The sequence below is a fragment of the Paenibacillus sp. J22R3 genome, assembly GCF_056269305.1.
This window is the reverse complement of the sequence record NZ_JBWDNS010000004.1, coordinates 183,988-200,629: the sequence shown is the minus strand read 5'-3', so window position 1 is coordinate 200,629 and position 16,642 is coordinate 183,988. Positions and strand designations below refer to the sequence as shown.

General features: G+C 52.3%; 8 protein-coding genes and 2 pseudogenes. 1 reads left to right on the top strand and 9 read right to left on the bottom strand.

Annotated features, from left to right (window positions below; genetic code table 11):
• Positions 1–291: 291 nt before the first annotated feature.
• The 5 genes and pseudogenes from AC0YN4_RS19680 to AC0YN4_RS19660 all read right to left on the bottom strand — a co-directional run.
• Positions 292–1,761 (bottom strand): aminoacyl-histidine dipeptidase, encoded by a 1,470-nt coding sequence (locus AC0YN4_RS19680; RefSeq protein ID WP_475836563.1) that lies wholly within the window; start codon positions 1,759–1,761, stop codon positions 292–294.
• Between the two features lie 140 nt (positions 1,762–1,901).
• On the bottom strand, positions 1,902–2,465 hold the full coding sequence (locus AC0YN4_RS19675; RefSeq protein ID WP_475836562.1) for a DUF4358 domain-containing protein: 564 nt from the start codon (positions 2,463–2,465) through the stop codon (positions 1,902–1,904).
• Positions 2,466–2,650: 185 nt separating this feature from the next.
• Positions 2,651–6,352, bottom strand: a complete 3,702-nt coding sequence (locus tag AC0YN4_RS19670; protein ID WP_475836561.1) for a fibronectin type III domain-containing protein — start codon at positions 6,350–6,352, stop codon at positions 2,651–2,653.
• A gap of 333 nt (positions 6,353–6,685) precedes the next feature.
• Positions 6,686–6,925 (bottom strand): annotated as a pseudogene (locus tag AC0YN4_RS19665) (YiaA/YiaB family inner membrane protein); the annotation flags it as partial.
• Positions 6,926–6,979: 54 nt separating this feature from the next.
• Positions 6,980–7,117 (bottom strand): annotated as a pseudogene (locus AC0YN4_RS19660) (YiaA/YiaB family inner membrane protein); the annotation flags it as partial.
• Positions 7,118–7,459: 342 nt separating this feature from the next.
• On the opposite strand from AC0YN4_RS19660, the gene AC0YN4_RS19655 reads away from it, so the two are divergent.
• The gene (locus AC0YN4_RS19655) at positions 7,460–9,589 is read left to right on the top strand and encodes a CBM96 family carbohydrate-binding protein (protein WP_475836560.1); all 2,130 of its coding nucleotides are present in this window, start codon (positions 7,460–7,462) and stop codon (positions 9,587–9,589) included.
• 468 nt (positions 9,590–10,057) lie between these two features.
• Here the strand turns inward: AC0YN4_RS19655 and AC0YN4_RS19650 are convergent, their stop codons facing one another.
• From AC0YN4_RS19650 to AC0YN4_RS19635, 4 genes are all read right to left on the bottom strand, one after another.
• On the bottom strand, positions 10,058–10,384 hold the full coding sequence (locus AC0YN4_RS19650) for a hypothetical protein (protein WP_475836559.1): 327 nt from the start codon (positions 10,382–10,384) through the stop codon (positions 10,058–10,060).
• Positions 10,385–10,433: 49 nt separating this feature from the next.
• A complete protein-coding gene (locus AC0YN4_RS19645) occupies positions 10,434–13,478 on the bottom strand; it encodes a cellulase family glycosylhydrolase (protein WP_475836558.1) in 3,045 nt (1,014 codons plus the stop codon).
• Between the two features lie 204 nt (positions 13,479–13,682).
• On the bottom strand, positions 13,683–15,005 hold the full coding sequence (locus tag AC0YN4_RS19640) for a glycosyl hydrolase family 28 protein (protein WP_475836557.1): 1,323 nt from the start codon (positions 15,003–15,005) through the stop codon (positions 13,683–13,685).
• Positions 15,006–15,095: 90 nt separating this feature from the next.
• Positions 15,096–16,478 carry a response regulator transcription factor gene (locus tag AC0YN4_RS19635; protein ID WP_475783472.1) on the bottom strand — a complete coding sequence of 461 codons (1,383 nt, stop codon included), beginning with the start codon at positions 16,476–16,478 and terminating at the stop codon, positions 15,096–15,098.
• Between the last annotated feature and the right edge of the window lie 164 nt (positions 16,479–16,642).

Here is a 16,642-nt window from a genome sequence, read left to right as displayed (position 1 = left end):
TCTAACATTGTGGCAAGAAAATCCTGCCTAATAGGCAACATTTGGAGCATATCTAAGTGGTATTAGGAGCAAATGATGCGCAATATGCAACATATTAGCCCAATGAGCTTCGTACAAGCCACCTGCACTGCAAGATGTTGCATTTCCGTCAACATTTATTAGTTTTGAAACCTAATTCCAGCAAAATGCTGCATATCCTGCAACATTTGACAAGCCGCCGCAACATTCCGAGGCGGATCGACCTTGGGACAAAAAAAAGCGCAAGGGAACGCTCTCCCCGCGCCTTAACAACTATTTCAATTCACGCATAATATCCTGCAGGAAATCCCAAGTCCGTTCCACGGACGAGATCGACACATGCTCCTCCGGCGTATGGAAGTTATACATGTTCGGTCCGTAGGACACCGCATCGAGATACGGCATTTTCTCGATAAAGATGCCGCATTCCAGGCCGGCGTGGATCGCCTTCACTTCCAGCGGCTTGCTGTATTTGCGCTCGTAGACCGTTTGGAACACCTCACGCACCTTCGAATCCGAGCGATACGGCCAGCCCGGGAAATAATGATCGTGCCGGTACGTCACGCCGACTGCCTCGCCGAGCGTTTCCATCTGCTGCAGCACCGCATCCAGCTGGGAACGATGCGAGCTGCGAACGAGGCTCTCGAAGACGACCTCATTCTCGCGCGTCGACAATGTACCGATGTTCGTCGACGTCCGAACGAGGTTCTCAATCGCCTTGTTCATGCTCAGCACGCCGCTTGGGATCAACGCGAGCAGACGGATAACCGTCAGCTTCGTCTCTTCCGAGAACCAACGGACAGCCGCTCCGCCGCCGCTCCCTGCGTCCATCGTCACCTTCACGCCCGGGTCCGATACTTCATATTCGTCCTGCAGAATACGATTCCACTCTGCAATCCGCTCTTCCGTAACGCGCAGCCCGTCTTCGCTTAAGCCCACAACCGCTTCCGCCTCACGAGGTATGGCATTCACCTTCATCCCGCCGCTAATGCCAGCCAAGTCGAATGCCGTATGCCGGCGCAAATCATCCAACACGCGACCAAGCAGCTTGTTCGCGTTGCCGCGCTCGTGAATGATATCGTCACCGGAGTGACCGCCCTTCAGCCCTTGTACGGCAATGGTGTACGACTTGTTTCCGGCACTGCCTCCATCCTGCCAAGCAATCGGCACTGTATGGAACGCCGATGCGCCTCCGGCGCTGCTCACGAACAGCACGCCTTCCCGGTCAGAGTCGAAGTTGATGAGCATCTTCCCGCTCAGCTTCGAAGCGTCGATATGCTCCGCGCCCGCCATGCTCGTTTCTTCCTCCGTCGTCAGCAGAATTTCCAGCGCGGGATGCGCCAGATCCGTTGAGTCGATTAACGCCATCGCAAACGATACCCCGATGCCGTTATCCGCCCCGAGCGTGGTATCCTGCGCATAGATCATATCGCCGTCCAGCTTGAAGCGAATCGGATCCTTGGTGAAGTCATGCTCGGTCGATTTGTTTTTCTCGCAAACCATGTCCAAGTGGCCTTGGAAAATGACTGCCGGTGCCTGCTCATACCCTGGCGAGGCTGGCTTCTTAATGATCAGGCTGTGACGTTCATCCTGAAACACGGTGCAGTTGCGCGCTTCCGCAAACTGCTTCATGAAATCGCTGACCGCTTTCTCGTTCCCCGATCCCCTTGGAATCGTAGACAGCTCTTCAAAGAATCGAAGTACCTTGCAATCTCCGGTATATACTCTATTTAGTTCTGGCATCGTAATCCTCCTGTATGTAGACACAGATTAGGCCCGACTTGCCCTAGGCAGGCAAAGTCAGGCCATTTCCATTCGATATCGCTAGTGTAACGCATGCTTGGCGAGGAATCCAGTCGCCGCTGCGTATAGACGGATTTATTTTAGACGCCGCCATTCTTCTCGAAGAAGCTCTCGTAAACCTTCGTCATGTCGGCTTGTTTGCTGGAGATGATAAACAACACGTAGTTGCCTTTCGTCAGCAGCTTGTAGTTCTTGGCATTCTCATATTGATCGGCATTCTTGGATTCGAACTCCTTCTGCACTTCCTCAGCCCGTTTCTTAATTCCCGCTTCCACGGTAGGAATATCCTTGGCATCCTTCACTTTGAAGATCGCGACTTCATTCGCGGACAGGTTCGCCATCGGCATGCGCACATTGAAATCCTCCAAGAGTGCTGCATCTATCTGATAAAACCGCTTTAACGTCAGCTTGTCGAGCTCCATAAACATCGGCTGCCCCGCTTGTTTCGTCATTTCGGTAATCATCTCTTTCGCAGACAGCTTCGAACCGACGACCTGCTCCTGCTCCTGATTCTGATTCTGATCTTGGTTTTGCCCCTGGTTTTGCCCTTGATTCTGCCCCTCGTTCTGGTCCTTGCTGTTTCCACAAGCGCCCAGCACAATTGCGATGACAATGGTCAACATGAGTATCGTAATTTTTTTCATTTGGTATAGTCTCCTTGGTGTGAGATTGGACGAGCTATCGTATGAGGTATGTGTCTATTGACGGCAGCCGTGGATAAAAGGTTACATCCTTACCGTTCCCAATTTCTGCACAAAAATAGACGTTCCCTCAACAAAAGCTGAAGGAACGCCCTTTTTCACTAGCAAAACTGCAGTTCCAGTGCCGGCTAGCTTGTAAACAAGCGGCCCGTAGGAATGATTTGCTTCGCTTGCGAAGCACTCGACCAAGAGAGCTGAGCATGCGCATTGCCGCCGTTCTCGATATACTCCATCTTGATGTCGTATTTCACACCGGCGGTCAGCGTAACGGTTGCGCTGAGTTCCCCGTTCATGGCGACCCAGTTGTTAATGATTTGTACGCCGTTCACCCACAGACGCACGCCATCATCCGTGTGGGTGTAGAAGGTATAGGTCTCCGAGTATTGCGGTTGAACTTTACCGGTCCATCTCGCGGTGAACCATTCACCCGGCACATCGTCTGTCGGCCGTCCGCCGCCCCAATCGAAGTCGATGGTGGCATCCGTTCTGCTCAGCGCCAGCGTACCAAACTCGCCGGAATAATATTGGCCCAGCAAGCCGTTCGTTCCTGATGACGGCGCGTTCGTCGTCACGTTCAGCGTGGAGCTGGCAGCGGATAAATTATTCGCCGCATCCTTCGCTTTGACCGTGAAGCTGTACGCAGTGCTGCCGGTCAGGCCGGTTACCGTGAACGTCGTTGCACCTGTCGTCGAACCTGCAAGAGCAGCTCCGTTATAGATGTTATAGCCGGTGACGCCGACGTTGTCCGTCGAAGCCGTCCAGGACAGATTGACGCTCGTATCCGTCTTGGATGGCGAAGTCAAACCAGTCGGCGCCGTTGGTGCCGTCGTGTCCGAAGATGCGTTCGTCGTTACATTCAGCCCGCTGCTCGCAGCCGATACGTTGCCTGCTGCATCTTTGGCCTTAACGGTAAACGTGTAGGCCGTACTTGCAGTGAGGCCGCTCACGGTGAAGGTTGTCGCACCTGTTGTGGAGCCTGCCAGCGTGCTTCCGTTGTACACGTCGTAGCCTGTGACGGCGACATTGTCGGTCGATGCCGTCCATGACAAACTAACGCTTGTCGAGGTCTTGGATGGCGAACTCAGACCAGTCGGTGCCGACGGTGCCGTCGTATCCGAGGCCGCATTCGTCGTTACATTCAGCCCGCTGCTCGCTGCCGACAAGTTGTTTGCTGCATCTTTGGCCTTAACCGTGAAGGTATAGGCCGTACTTGCAGTGAGGCCGCTCACGGTAAAGGTTGTCGCACCTGTAGTAGAACCAGCTAACGTGCTTCCGTTATAGATATTGTAACCTGTGACACCTACATTGTCGGTCGATGCCGTCCAGGACAAACTAACACTTGTCGACGTCTTCGACGGCGAACTCAAACCTGTCGGCGCCGTTGGCGCTTGCGTATCGCCGCCTGTGCCGCCGGCTTGATTAACGTCACATGTCTTGTATTGCCCCACCGCCGGATCCGTTCCGAAGCCGTTGTTGGAACACATGACCGTGTTCGTAAACGTTCCGTATGCGTAGCTGCCCGGTACCCCATAGCGAACTTGCTTCGTGCCTGTGAAGTTACATGGATTGTTCTCGCCGGCACAATTCACCCAGTTTGCCGCAGGATCCGTTGTCACCGTTAGCGCGTTGCTGGCCGCCGAGATATTGTTCGATGCGTCCTTCGCTTTGACTGTAAACGTAAACGAAGTGTTTGATGCAAGGCCCGTTACCGTGAAAGAAGTCGCGCTCACCCCGGTAGTCGTACCCGCCAATGTCGAACCGTTATAAATGTTGTAACCCGTTACGCCGACATTGTCCGAAGATGCCGACCACGACAAGCTGACACTCGTATCGTTCTTCGTTGGCGAAGCGAGGCTCGATGGCGCCGTTGGTGCTTGCGTATCGCCGGCATCCGTCGTTACATTCAGCGTATTACTTGCTGCGGAAACGTTGCCTGAAGCATCTTTCGCCTTGACCGTGAAGCTGTACGCGGTGCTTGGCGTTAAACCCGTAACATTGAACGTCGTTGCACTTGCACCCGTTGTAGAGCCGATCAATGTACTGCTTCTGTACACGTCGTAGCCGATGACACCCACATTATCCGTGGATGCCGTCCACGATAGATCTACCGTTACATTCGATTTCGTAGGTGCGGACAAGCTGCCCGGAGCGGTAGGAGCCGTCGTATCCGGCGGTCCGGTAAAGACCGTAACCGTCTGTTCTTTCACGCTTGCTCTTCCCCCGTTATCCCACACGCCAAGTATAACTTTGTAGGTGCCGGCATTCTGATACGTATAAGTCGGGCTTGCCGTCGTAACCGGGATTCCTTCGCCCAAATCCCACAGATTCTCAACGATCGTTCCATTGTCCGTGGATGTATTCGTAAACGTAATCGGCTGTCCCAGCTGTACGGTCAGCGGAGCCGTGAAGTTCGCCACCGGCTTCGCATCGCTGAAGCCTCTGCTCGTGAGCTGCGTATTCGTCCCATTGCCGCTTACCGTATTATTGCTCCACTCCAGATCCGCTGCAGAGGAAGGATATTGGTCAATGGACGGACCGCCATTGCCGGTAATCGTATTGTTAATGAAGCTGATACGATCTGTTCCGCTGGCTGTCGTAATCTCAATGGCTTTGCGGCCGTTACTGAGGATTTGGTTGCTGTCGAATACGATATTCTTCGTATCGCCATGAATCCGAACCGCGTTGCCGTCATAGCCCGGATAGGCCGCGGCAGGATTGCCGGTTGGACCGGTTTTCCACGTATTTTTGTAGAAGTACTGATATTGCTCCGTGAATCCGGTGCCTGCGCCTTGAAGCTGCATGCCCCACATGACGATGTTCTGAACGGTGTTGTAGTTCCACAGCTGATAGCCTGTTCCAGGCGACTGCTGCATCCCTACTTGCTGACCACCATCCACGAGGTTGCCGGATGTCACGCCATGATCAACCATGACCTCAAGGCCCATGTTGCCCACCGAGCCGTCATTTGCTTTCACGATGTTATTGCGAACCGCAATATATTTGGAACGCACGGCGCTGATCCAATGGTCGACATTGTTGTTCTCGATGATGGAATAGTCCACGTTGGTATGCAGCTCGATGCCGAGCCCTTCCATCTTCTTGCCCGTTCCTGTAATCGTATTGCCGCGCACCGTCGCATAAGGGCTGTCATCATTGACGAAAATCCCTCCGCGACCGGTATTGGAGATCGTATTATTCTCGATCAGCGCATGGCTCGAGCCCCAGCCCGCACGAACGCCCCCACCCCAATCCGAATTTACGCCCGTATTGGTCACGATGTTATTGGAGACTACAAGATTAGTGGATCCGATCGCATAGAGTGCGAAAGGGCCGAAGCCGGCCGATGCGGCCAAATCCTTGACTCGCAGGTTGCGCATTTTGTTGCTGTCGCCTGACTCGGATGTAACGGCGGACAACAACACCGTGCTGCTGTTGCCGTCCAGCGTCATATCGGCCACTTCCGCGTTCGTCACGTTATGAAGGTAGAAGAACATCGTGGACGCTGAGCCGGATGTCATTCTCACCGTCGTTACATCACGTCCGGCACCCGCAATCTTGACGCCGGATTTACCGTTAACGTTCGCAGACAGATAATAGGTACCGGCTGGAAGCAGCACCGTATCGCCGCTTGCTGCAGCATTGACAGCATTCTGAATAGCCGCCAAGTCATCAGCCGTGTCGCTTCCGTTTGCCCCGTAAGCGGTTACATTTAGTGTCGCCGCAAAAGCTGACGTAGCCGGAATAATCGGAAGCATAAGCGATAACGCAGAAAGAATCGTCATGACCCGCACCTTCAACGTTCCATTCTTCTTGCCATTCTTACTTCTCATCCTCAACAATCCCTCATTTCATGAATTTAATCTCGTTTGTCTGCTTAGCCCAATCCTGCTTCACATACCGCCTCTTCCGAAGTTCAGCGCCCCCTCCTCTCAAACTCCATCCTGCCATGCCGCCGATGTCCCGTAAACTGTAACAAATGCGAAAATACATACTGAGCGATTGTATTAAATAGGAATTCATGCACCTCACTTACACGATCTCCTACCACCATTCACGAATCGCTATTTAACACCAACCTACACCTCGATTTATGCGGAATTATGCGGCTATTAATAAAAAGACTTCCCTCACATTTCGTGAAGGAAGTCTTCTTAGACTGTTGCCTACAAATTAGCTGTATGATCTTCCGCTGTCTCTTTAAGATGCAGCTGATCCTCTTCGTTATCGCGGATTGTTTTCTGCAAGACGAGACAAGCCACGATGAGGAATGCACCGCCGATGGCGTAGTAGCCTTTTACATAGAAGGGCTCTTCCAAGGTGTAGAGACCGATATATTCAGCAAGAATCGCGAGCACGAAGCCGGCCCAGGAGAGGAAGGTGAAGGCCGATGTGTTTCTTCTGCGGTAGCTCGGATTAAACTCTTTGAGAAAATTATCTTCGTCATTGTCCCGCGCAACCTTCTGCAGCAGGAAGGAGGTAATGATGAGCAGAACGCCGGTTACCGCATAATAGCCTTGGACCGACAGCGGCTGCTCCAGCGTATAAATACCCACAAATTCGAAGCCGCATGCCAGCACGAATGCTGCCCATGCCATAAATGTGTACGTCGGTGTATTGCGGCGACGGTAAAAGTTTTTGCGATTCGTTGTCGTCGTTTCCATCATGGCTTATAGCCCTCCTGTATAACCTGAACGGTTATTTGTTATGGCTTAATCATACTGCGGACCTTCGACTCCCATAAGTACCATCTTGTTCTAGTACCTGGTATTAGCCCGACTGCTGCTTCGATGCTGCACACAATTCCCCCCTCACCAGTACACAACTTTGCCTTTACCATAAAAATCCACTTTGGTAACCTCTTACTGAAGGAGGTTGAAAGCGCTTAAATCCATGGGAAACCAAGCAGTCTTACACCACTATTCAAGGAGGCATATGTAATGCGGAAATGGCTTTCGATTGTACTGGCAATTGCCCTGATTTGGTCATTCACAGCGTATCGTGACGAATCCACGGTAATGGCCGCGACAGATATTACGTTAAACCCGGTAGCGGATACAGACACGCAAAGCGATGTTGCTGCCGGCACGAATGCGACATTGAACATCAGTCAATGGAATAACTTGTTCACCAAATTCAGCCTGTCAGGCGTGCCAAGTTCCATCGCCAGCGCGAAAGTCAGAATCTATCATTCCACCCACACCACGAATCATAACCTGATCGTAAACGGTGCCTCGACCGAAAGCTGGAGCGAAGGCTCTGCCAAACCAGCATTAGGCTCCCAAATTAATACGAAAGCCGTGTCCGCTGTCGGGTACGTCGAGCTTGATGTAACTGCAGCCGTGCAGAGCAAATTAAGCACCGCAAGCTCCTCTGTCACCTTCGGCTTCAGCACGAATATCGGCTCGTGGGAAGTCTATCAATCGCGGGAAAGCAGCAACAAACCGGTGCTCGTCATTACGCCGAATACGACGAGCTCAACTTCTACGCTTAATCCTGTCGCTGACACGGATACGCAGAGCGATGTCGCTGCCGGTACGAATGCGACCTTGAATGTCAGCCAGTGGAACAACCTCTTCACCAAGTTCTCGCTTAGCGGCATCTCTTCTACCATTTCAAGCGCGAAGGTTCGTATTTACCATAACAGCCATGCCACTAACCATACGCTGATCGTAAGCGGTGCCTCGACCGAGAGCTGGAGTGAAGGCGGTGCGAAGCCAACATTAGGCACGCAAATCGCTACCAAGTCGGTTACGGCCAACGGATACGTGGAACTCGACGTTACAGCGGCCGTGCAGAGCAAGCTGAGCGCAGCCAGCTCCTCGGTGACCTTCGGCTTCAGCTCCAACATTGGCGGCTGGGAAGTGTACCAGTCACGGGAGAGCAGCACGAAACCGGAGCTGATTATTACGACCGGCACCGGCGGAGGCGGCACAAACCCTCCGGGCGGCGGTACGGGAACGATGAAGATCGGAACGAACTTCTGGTTCATGGGCACGTGGAGCGGAGAAACGCCGTTCAAAACGACCGTAAACTGGGCCACTGCCTACGCAAACGGCGATGATGTGTGGAACCCGACGTTTATAAGCGAGCTCGCACCTTATTCGACGCTTCGTTTCATGGATTGGGGCGGCACCAATAACTCCAAGGTTCAAACGTGGTCGCAGCGCCGCTTGCCGAATGATTCCGTCAACAGCGACATCGGCTACATCGGGCCAACGGATCCGATCAGAGCTGGCCTTGCCTACGAATGGATGATCGATCTCAGTAACCGAACCAACAAGGATATGTGGGTCACCCTGCCGCATATGGCAGATAACAACTATGCCAACCAGCTTGCAACGTTGATCAAGTCGAAGCTCAATCCGTCGCTGAAGGTGTACGTCGAATACTCCAATGAGACATGGAACGGCGGCTTCGCACAATTCCAATATACGCTCGATCAAGGCGTAGCACAGGGATTGCCCGGTTCCAATCAATGGTACCAAGGCGGCGCATTCAGCCTCTACAGATCGGTTCAGATCTGGAACCAATTCGCGACTGTTTACGGCTCCGAAATGGCTGCACGCGTCGTGCGCGTTGCTTCCTTCAGCGGCAACTATGACATCTTTGATCAAGGATATGCGAATGTCGTGAATAGTACCACTTGGAATCCAACGAATCAGAAAGCCGATATGATCGCCATCGCCCCTTATGTCGGCAGCGGCTTGGACGGTGCAAGTGCCAGCATTCAAAGTCAGTTCCACGCCGATATTGATGCTACCTTTACAGATCGCGTACTCACTGCAGTCGCCATCGCGCAGAAATATAACGTGAAGCTCGGCTGCTACGAAGGCGGACAGCATGTGCTGACCAATGCCGATCAATGGAGCGGCAACCAGAACATCTACACCGAATACACGTACATGCTGAATAAGTTTGCTCCGTATTTCGTGCTCTATAACCATTATGCACATGCCGGTTCTTGGTCTTCCGGCGGCGCGTGGGGAGCCAAAGCGTTCACGGGCCAGTCCAACGCAAGCGCGCCAAAATATCGCGCCATCGTCGATTGGGTTGCCGCCCACCCTTGATGACACTTCTTTAACCGAAAAGGCGGCGCTAGGGAGATTCCCCGGCGCCGCCTTTTTGTATGTGCGTACAGTTATTGCCTGCTTAATGCTCATCTCCAAAGGTGAACATGCCGTCCCATTCCTTACCTCCTATGCTAGATTCCCGCCTGTTCTGCATCTATGTTGTAATGTAACCATGTTAACGTTTTTGTGATTAATATGCTTAATTATGCGGGCATGCGAAAGATCCACACCCACAGCAGTGGCTGCGGATCCCCGACCGCCACGTTCAAAACCGTAACGGTTGTGACAGCGCTTATTTTGCATAATTGGCCCACTTTTCTGCTCTAACGGTTGCCAGTGAGCTTATTTGGCCATTTTCCAGTCGGAATCCACCATTTTCATGCATATAGCCTCTGTCACAACCGTTAACGGTTTAATACGCGATTTTCCCACGAAATAAGCTCTCTGACAACCGTTACATTTGTGCTAATCGGACTGGTGAATGCGCATGATCCGAAGTGCGATGTCGACGACATACAGCGGAGCTTCAACGGTTAAGCTGTCACCGATAGATTGAAGCCTATGTTTGCCTATAACCTCACCGGACTTCGGCTCCACCCACTCAGCCGTGTATATGCCAGCTGGCAATTCGAGCGTTAATTTCGTCGTATGGTCTTCCGCTTTGACGGTGTAAACCTTCTTATGCCCCGTCAGAACGCCATGGTGCAGAGAAAGCCACCTTCCACGCCTTGCAGCATAATCCCAACCATTCCCCCAATCAAAATAGCTGTCCCGGGAGTGGCATAATGCCACTCCCGGGACAGCCTCGCTCCCTCATGCGGAATCCGGGACACTTCGCTTATTATTTTCCCTTTTTATCGTCCTTCTTCTCGTCCTTATCATTCTTCTCGTCTTTCTTGTCTTCCTTCTCTTGCTTCTTGTCTTCTTTCTCTTGCTTCTTCTCTTCTTTCTTGTCATCCTTCGTCACTGGCAGCATGACGATTGGTTCCGCCAATTGCACCTTGTCCTGAAGGTTATTCCAAATCATCACCTTGACCGTAAACTTCTCTGCGCGTTTCGGCAGATCGAAGCCGCTGGTGAACGTAGTTGTCTCGCCGTCCTTCAACGTTCTCGATACGGAGGACATCGCCTTCATGACACCCTTCTTGTTATACAGCGCCACAACGAGGGTCACGGGCTGAGCCGCACCATGATTCGTTGCCGTCACTTCGGCGAGCAGCATGCCTTCTGCAGGCACGCTTGTTACTACTGCGCCCGCCTCATTCTTGAATACAGCGGCATCCAGCGTCAAGCCTTGCGGTTCAGGCGTCACATCTCCCGGGTCTTCCGCTGTTTCCACCAATTGAACGTTGTCGATCAGCAAATCGACGCCCGCTGTGTTTTTCCAAATAAACACGTTCGAAGCCGCTACGCTTGCTCCCGTCTTAAACACGACCTCTTTCTTCGTCCATTCGGTCGAGTCGAACGACAGCACATGCTTGATTTGGTCAGAATCCGGTGACTGATCCGTCGGCTTGTATTGGAAACCTGCCGCGGCGCCATCCGCTTCGGTTGCTCCGCTCACCTTGCCCCAAATCGTCAGCTTATAGTTCGTGTTCGGTTTCACCGTTACGAACTGTCCGCCGCCTCCGGCGCCTCCGGCTGTCACTTTCAGTGCCTTCGAGCCGCCAACTCCTGCACCTGCCGCTGCTTCAAGACGTCCCCAGTTCATCCAAGCGTCCAAATCCTTCTCGAAATCGCCATTCACAATGATTGGCGGCTGTTCGGCAAGAGACACGTTGTCGACCAGCAGATCCACGCCTGCGGCTGATTTCCACACGAATACGTTAGCTCCCGCAACGCTTGGCCCCGTCGTGAACGTCACTTCTTTCTTCGTCCAAGCTGTCGAATCAAACGACAAGATGAATTTGATTTGATCGGAATCCGGGGATTGCTCCGTCGGTTTGTACTGGAAGCCGGCATCCGCACTATCCGCCTCAATTGCTCCGCTCACTTTACCCCACACCGTCAGCGTATACGTTGTATTTGGCTTAACCGTAACATATTGACCGCCGCCACCCGCTCCACCGGCAGGCACTTTGAACGCTTTCGAGCTGTCGATGCCAACGCCTGCTGCAAGCTCGGCACGCGACCAGTTCAGCCAGCCGGTCAAGCCGTCTTCGAAGTTACCATTAACCATAACAGGTAGATTTAGTGTTACCGGCAGCGTCAACGAATTATGATTGTCATCCCACACCTGTGCGCCTAACCAGCTGAGATTTGTCGGACGCGAACCGTCCAGCTTATCGACTTCCCAGCCGCCGCCTTTGGTCGTACCGGCCGTAAGATCGAATTGGTCTTCGCCTTCCCATGCCCATACAAGCCGACCGACATTACGCTGAACGGCTTCGTTGAACATCGCGGCCGTTACGTTCGTAGTTTGGCTGTCGCCTCCGCCATATTCCCCAATGATGAGTGCCAGGCCTTTGCTTGCAGCTTCATCCAGATAGTTCGCGAGCCGCTGCTGGCCATTAAACCATTCGCCATACATGTGGAGCGAGAACACCAGATTATCGTATGTTGCTGCCAGCTGCTCGCCCGTAGACAATATCGCGCTGTCAGCCGTTCCGTTTCTGAATCCACCTTCTTGGCCGTAGAAATGACCATCCAGTACGATGATATTCTCCGCTCCGATCGCTCGAATCGCGGCAATAATTTCTTCATGTACTTCTTTCCAGCGCGCAATGGATTCGCTTGTTGAATACCCTTTACCGGCTTGGCCCGGCTCGTTCATGATGTTGAACCATACGTAGGGGTTGTCTTTGTACTTCGTAGCCAGATCGACCCAATACGCTTTGAGCTCGTCTACCGACATGGAATAACTGCCATCTGATTCCGTAACACCGGTTTCACCCGGATATGAGCCTGTAAAATCATGATTTTCGAGCATCGTTACGACATGTCTCGAGGTGAACGCATTCACGATGCCGTCCAAGTCCATGTTATTGGTAATGTTCCAATGCTCCATGCGCGGGAACATGTTCACTCGAACCGTATTGAATTTCCATGTGTCTACAATCGTACTGACGTCTGGCAATGTCGGGCGAGACCAAGGCCAGCGCGGTCCGTTCACGTTAACGCCTTTGGCGATAAACTCGTTTCCAGTCGGATCCTTAATTTCACTCCCTTGCACTTCGAAGTTGCCCTCTGCCATAGTCGGCGTCTCTACGACCGGAACTTCCGGCTGCTCCGGCGCCGTCAATTGTTCTACACCCGCAACGACACGGAAGTTATCGAAATCAATCGGGCTGCTTCGGACACCGATTGCAATTTTGCCTGCATTATACGTGTGATCTTCGATCCGGTCATACAGCTTGGTGACCGTATTCGCTTGAAGAGCGCTCACGGAGATATGTCCGTCATCCTCTTGGACAACTTGCAACGTGGTTGTTTTGCCGCCTATTCCAAACACAATATCCGGCGCTAAGCTGGTTTCTGCATTGTTCACGATTTTCTTCAAAGAAACGTTGGTCGCATTGTTCGCTACGCTTGCATTACCCAGGAGCAATTCGTAATAGTTGCTTGCATCTTGATACCCCCAGAGCAGCCGCGTGGCATTCCAATGTCCGCTCGACAAAGGGGCCTCGACGTCGACTTGCATCGAGTAGGTACCAGTAAAGCTCTGATCGGTAATCGCCGATTGCAGATAGGCACTCCATGACTCCGAATGCAGCTTACCATTGGCGATCGAAAGCGTAGGATCCAGTGTCCAACCTTCGGCACTGCTAAAATCACTGGCAAATTGCTCATTGGAAGCGTTTGCGAGAACGGGCACGACTTGGCTAGCCAACGAGAAAACCATCATTACGGCTGCTATTATCGAGACCCACTTCTTAATGCTGACCATGTTCACCATTTCCCTTCATTTTTCGAATGACATGCTGGGACCGCAATTCTAATTATAATTTTGGCGCGGAAGGTCCCAATATGGAAAATAGTAGGTAGAACAGTGAAATCTGTCTCCTCCTTCGCTGGAAATCGTACGCAAATCTACCTTCCAATCAAAAAGGACCGCTACGCATAGGTAGACGGTCCTAATCAACGATAAGAGTTACGAAACGAATTCAATCTTCTTGCTGAGCTCCACGACCATCTTCGCTTCATTCGCGCCGCGAAGCGGTTCTCCTTGATAGGTCAGGTTACGAATTGTAACCTGCTCAATCATATGTCCGGCATCATAGCCGCGAATAATGGATACCGGAAGCAAGCCGCCTACAATCGCAACATCCTCGAAACGAATGTCGCGGACATGACCGCGCTCAGCGTCCTTCGAGTATTGAGAGAACTGCACTTTAATATCAATGAGCTTCTCGCGTGAATCCTCTACACGGATATTCTTGTACAGCACGTTATGCACATCCGCACGGTCACCGTTATGAATCGTAAAGGTTCCTCCGGACTCGTAGCCTTCGAATTCACAGCGAATGATGTCGCAATCGCTAAATTCAACCTCGGAGATGGAAGCGCAGCGCGTCTCATAACCGATTTCGAGCGCATTGCCCCATTCCGCGTTCCAGAAGACCGATCGCGTAACACGTACATTTCTCACATCATGCAGGCCTGCCTTATGGAAATAATCGACCGCTTTAATGGCGATGCAATCGTCCTTAGAGCGGACAAACACATGATCCACCGTCACATCCTCGCAGCCAACGATATCAATTCCGTCACCGGTTCCCGCGTACGTCAGGATATTAATATTGGTGATCGCTACTTGCGTGCTGCCTGCCGGCACCACATGCCAGGTTGGACCATCAATAATCGAAATCCCCTCAATGGCCACTTGCTTGCAGCCTGCAAGAAGCATCATCAGATGCCGTTTGCTTCCCTCTTCGGCCTCTCTCCATAACGAACCGTCCAAGATCCCTCTGCCGCGAATCGCAATGTTCGATGCGTTCTCAGCCTTAATTCGTCCATGAACGACGGCACCTTCCTCTATATAGACCGTCTCTCCGTCCGACAATACGATTTCCCCGGCTTGATGGACTTCTCCGCCTTTGAAATAACGCACTAATGGATCGGCCGGGTCCGGACGTGCCTCGCGTTCAAGCGGGTTGATCCAAATAAACAGCGGCTCTCGGATGTTATCATCGAACTCTACAGACAGTTTTAGCGGCGCCTCTGCCTCGAAACGAAGCACGCCGCCGTCTTGAACCGGCTGAATCGCATGGCGGAGCGGACGAACGACAACTTGCTCAGCCGCTTGGCTGTCTTCGATTTCTACCGTGACCTTGCCTTCAGCGGACAGCATCGCATAACCTGCACCTTGACTGCTGTAAACGAATACCGACTGTCCGTTGATACGTACTTTATAACGCTCGGAAGCTGCAATTTGCGCTGCCGGAGCCTGACACTGAATCGTGGATTGCTGCATAGTTTCACTCTCCTATTGAGCTGATCATCCTATTGTAGCGAACGTCCATCGTGAAGCGTGTGCGAAACTCGTCTGCACCCTGTACGAAACTTATTCTTTGCGTACATGCTTGGGCAGCCTGCCGGTCTGCTGTTTATAAAATTTGCTAAAATATTTCTCGTCCTGAAAGCCCGTCTTCTCGGCAATTTGATAGACGGGCTCATTCGTCGTAGCCAGCAGCTCGGTAGCTTTCTCGACGCGCAGGTCGTTCAGCACATCTTGAAACTGCTTGCCGACATATTGCTTAAAGCAGCGGCTCAGATAGCTGCGGTTCAAATTGATCCGTTTCGCCACCTCAGTCTGGTTCATGCTGCTTTGCAAATCGATTGAAATCATCTGCATCGCCCTCAGAATGCCGATGCATACATCCTCGGATAGCTCATGATGGCGCAGCCGTAAGCGGACAAGCCCCAGCCAGTCTGCCCATTGCTCCCAGAACAGCAGCTCTTCGGAAGCAGCCGCCCAGTCCGTCGACTCCGAGATCGATTCGAAATGCCGCCAGAGCAGGACCGTGTTCCTCAGATGCTCGATCCAAACGGAAACCGCCGGTTTGCGTTCCCGCACCTTGTCCATCAAATCGTGAAAAGCTCCGTCATGGTACACCCAGTAATAGGAGCGCCACTGCTGCTTCAGCACCTGCATAACGGCATCATCGGTGGCGACGGGCCTAGTCTCCAGCTCGATCCAATCGATTTCGTAGCCTGTCTTCTGCGACTGGAAATCGAAGAACAGCTTCTCATCCCGATACCGGGTCAGCAGCTGCACCATGACCTTCTCGGGCAAATTCCGCACGCCGCGGATCATGACCGGAATCCACTGCGTCCAGTCCATCGCGGCATACACCATTGCGATATTCGTATATTTCTGCAGAAGGTCTTCCCGCCTTACGTAAATCCCCTTCTTCTGTATCGTAATTGCCCGGCTCCTGCGGCTAGGCATCATTAACTCCAAGGGCAGCTCCCAATTTACCTCATTCATTACAGGCGTCAAGAACAACGCCCACGGCTCTTCCTCCTCCTGGTGCTGCTCTTGCAGCTCCAGCTTGCGTTTCTCCTCCAATCGAATGCGTTCGATGATACGCGCTATGGATTTGTTTAAGGTATCGTTCTCCAGCTCTGTTTTGACCACATAGTCGATTGCACCAAGCCGCACAGCCTCTTGAATATGATGAAAATCCTGATGACAGGTTAAGACGGCAATCCAAGTACCGAGATAATGTTCGCGAACCTGCTTGATCAGCTCGAACCCGTTCATCACCGGCATCGTTAAATCCGTGAGCACCAAATCCACATGGCATTGTTTCATGAGCTCTAAGGCAATTTCGCCATTAGCCGCTTCGCCGATGATCTCGATCCCGAGCTCTTCCCAAGGAATGATATGCCTGAACCCTTTGCGCACAAAATATTCGTCGTCCACGATGATCGCCTTCATCATACGATCTCTCCTCCAAGTTAATGCGTGGCTGTGTCTGATCTCCGACTGCTATGCCACCGCTTCAGACTTCACTTTTGCGAGCGCCTGATGGTCTGGATGCCAAGTTCCCCCTAAATATATATGGATCTAGTAAAGTGTTCAATAAAGAGAGGGGCGAACCCTGT

Coding starts and splice junctions, on each gene's coding strand:
- AC0YN4_RS19680 (WP_475836563.1), bottom strand. CDS start 1,761: ATGCCAGAACTAAATAGAGTATATACCGGAGATTGCAAGGTACTTCGA.
- AC0YN4_RS19675 (WP_475836562.1), bottom strand. CDS start 2,465: ATGAAAAAAATTACGATACTCATGTTGACCATTGTCATCGCAATTGTG.
- AC0YN4_RS19670 (WP_475836561.1), bottom strand. CDS start 6,352: ATGAGAAGTAAGAATGGCAAGAAGAATGGAACGTTGAAGGTGCGGGTC.
- AC0YN4_RS19655 (WP_475836560.1), top strand. CDS start 7,460: ATGCGGAAATGGCTTTCGATTGTACTGGCAATTGCCCTGATTTGGTCA.
- AC0YN4_RS19645 (WP_475836558.1), bottom strand. CDS start 13,478: ATGGTCAGCATTAAGAAGTGGGTCTCGATAATAGCAGCCGTAATGATG.
- AC0YN4_RS19640 (WP_475836557.1), bottom strand. CDS start 15,005: ATGCAGCAATCCACGATTCAGTGTCAGGCTCCGGCAGCGCAAATTGCA.
- AC0YN4_RS19635 (WP_475783472.1), bottom strand. CDS start 16,478: ATGATGAAGGCGATCATCGTGGACGACGAATATTTTGTGCGCAAAGGG.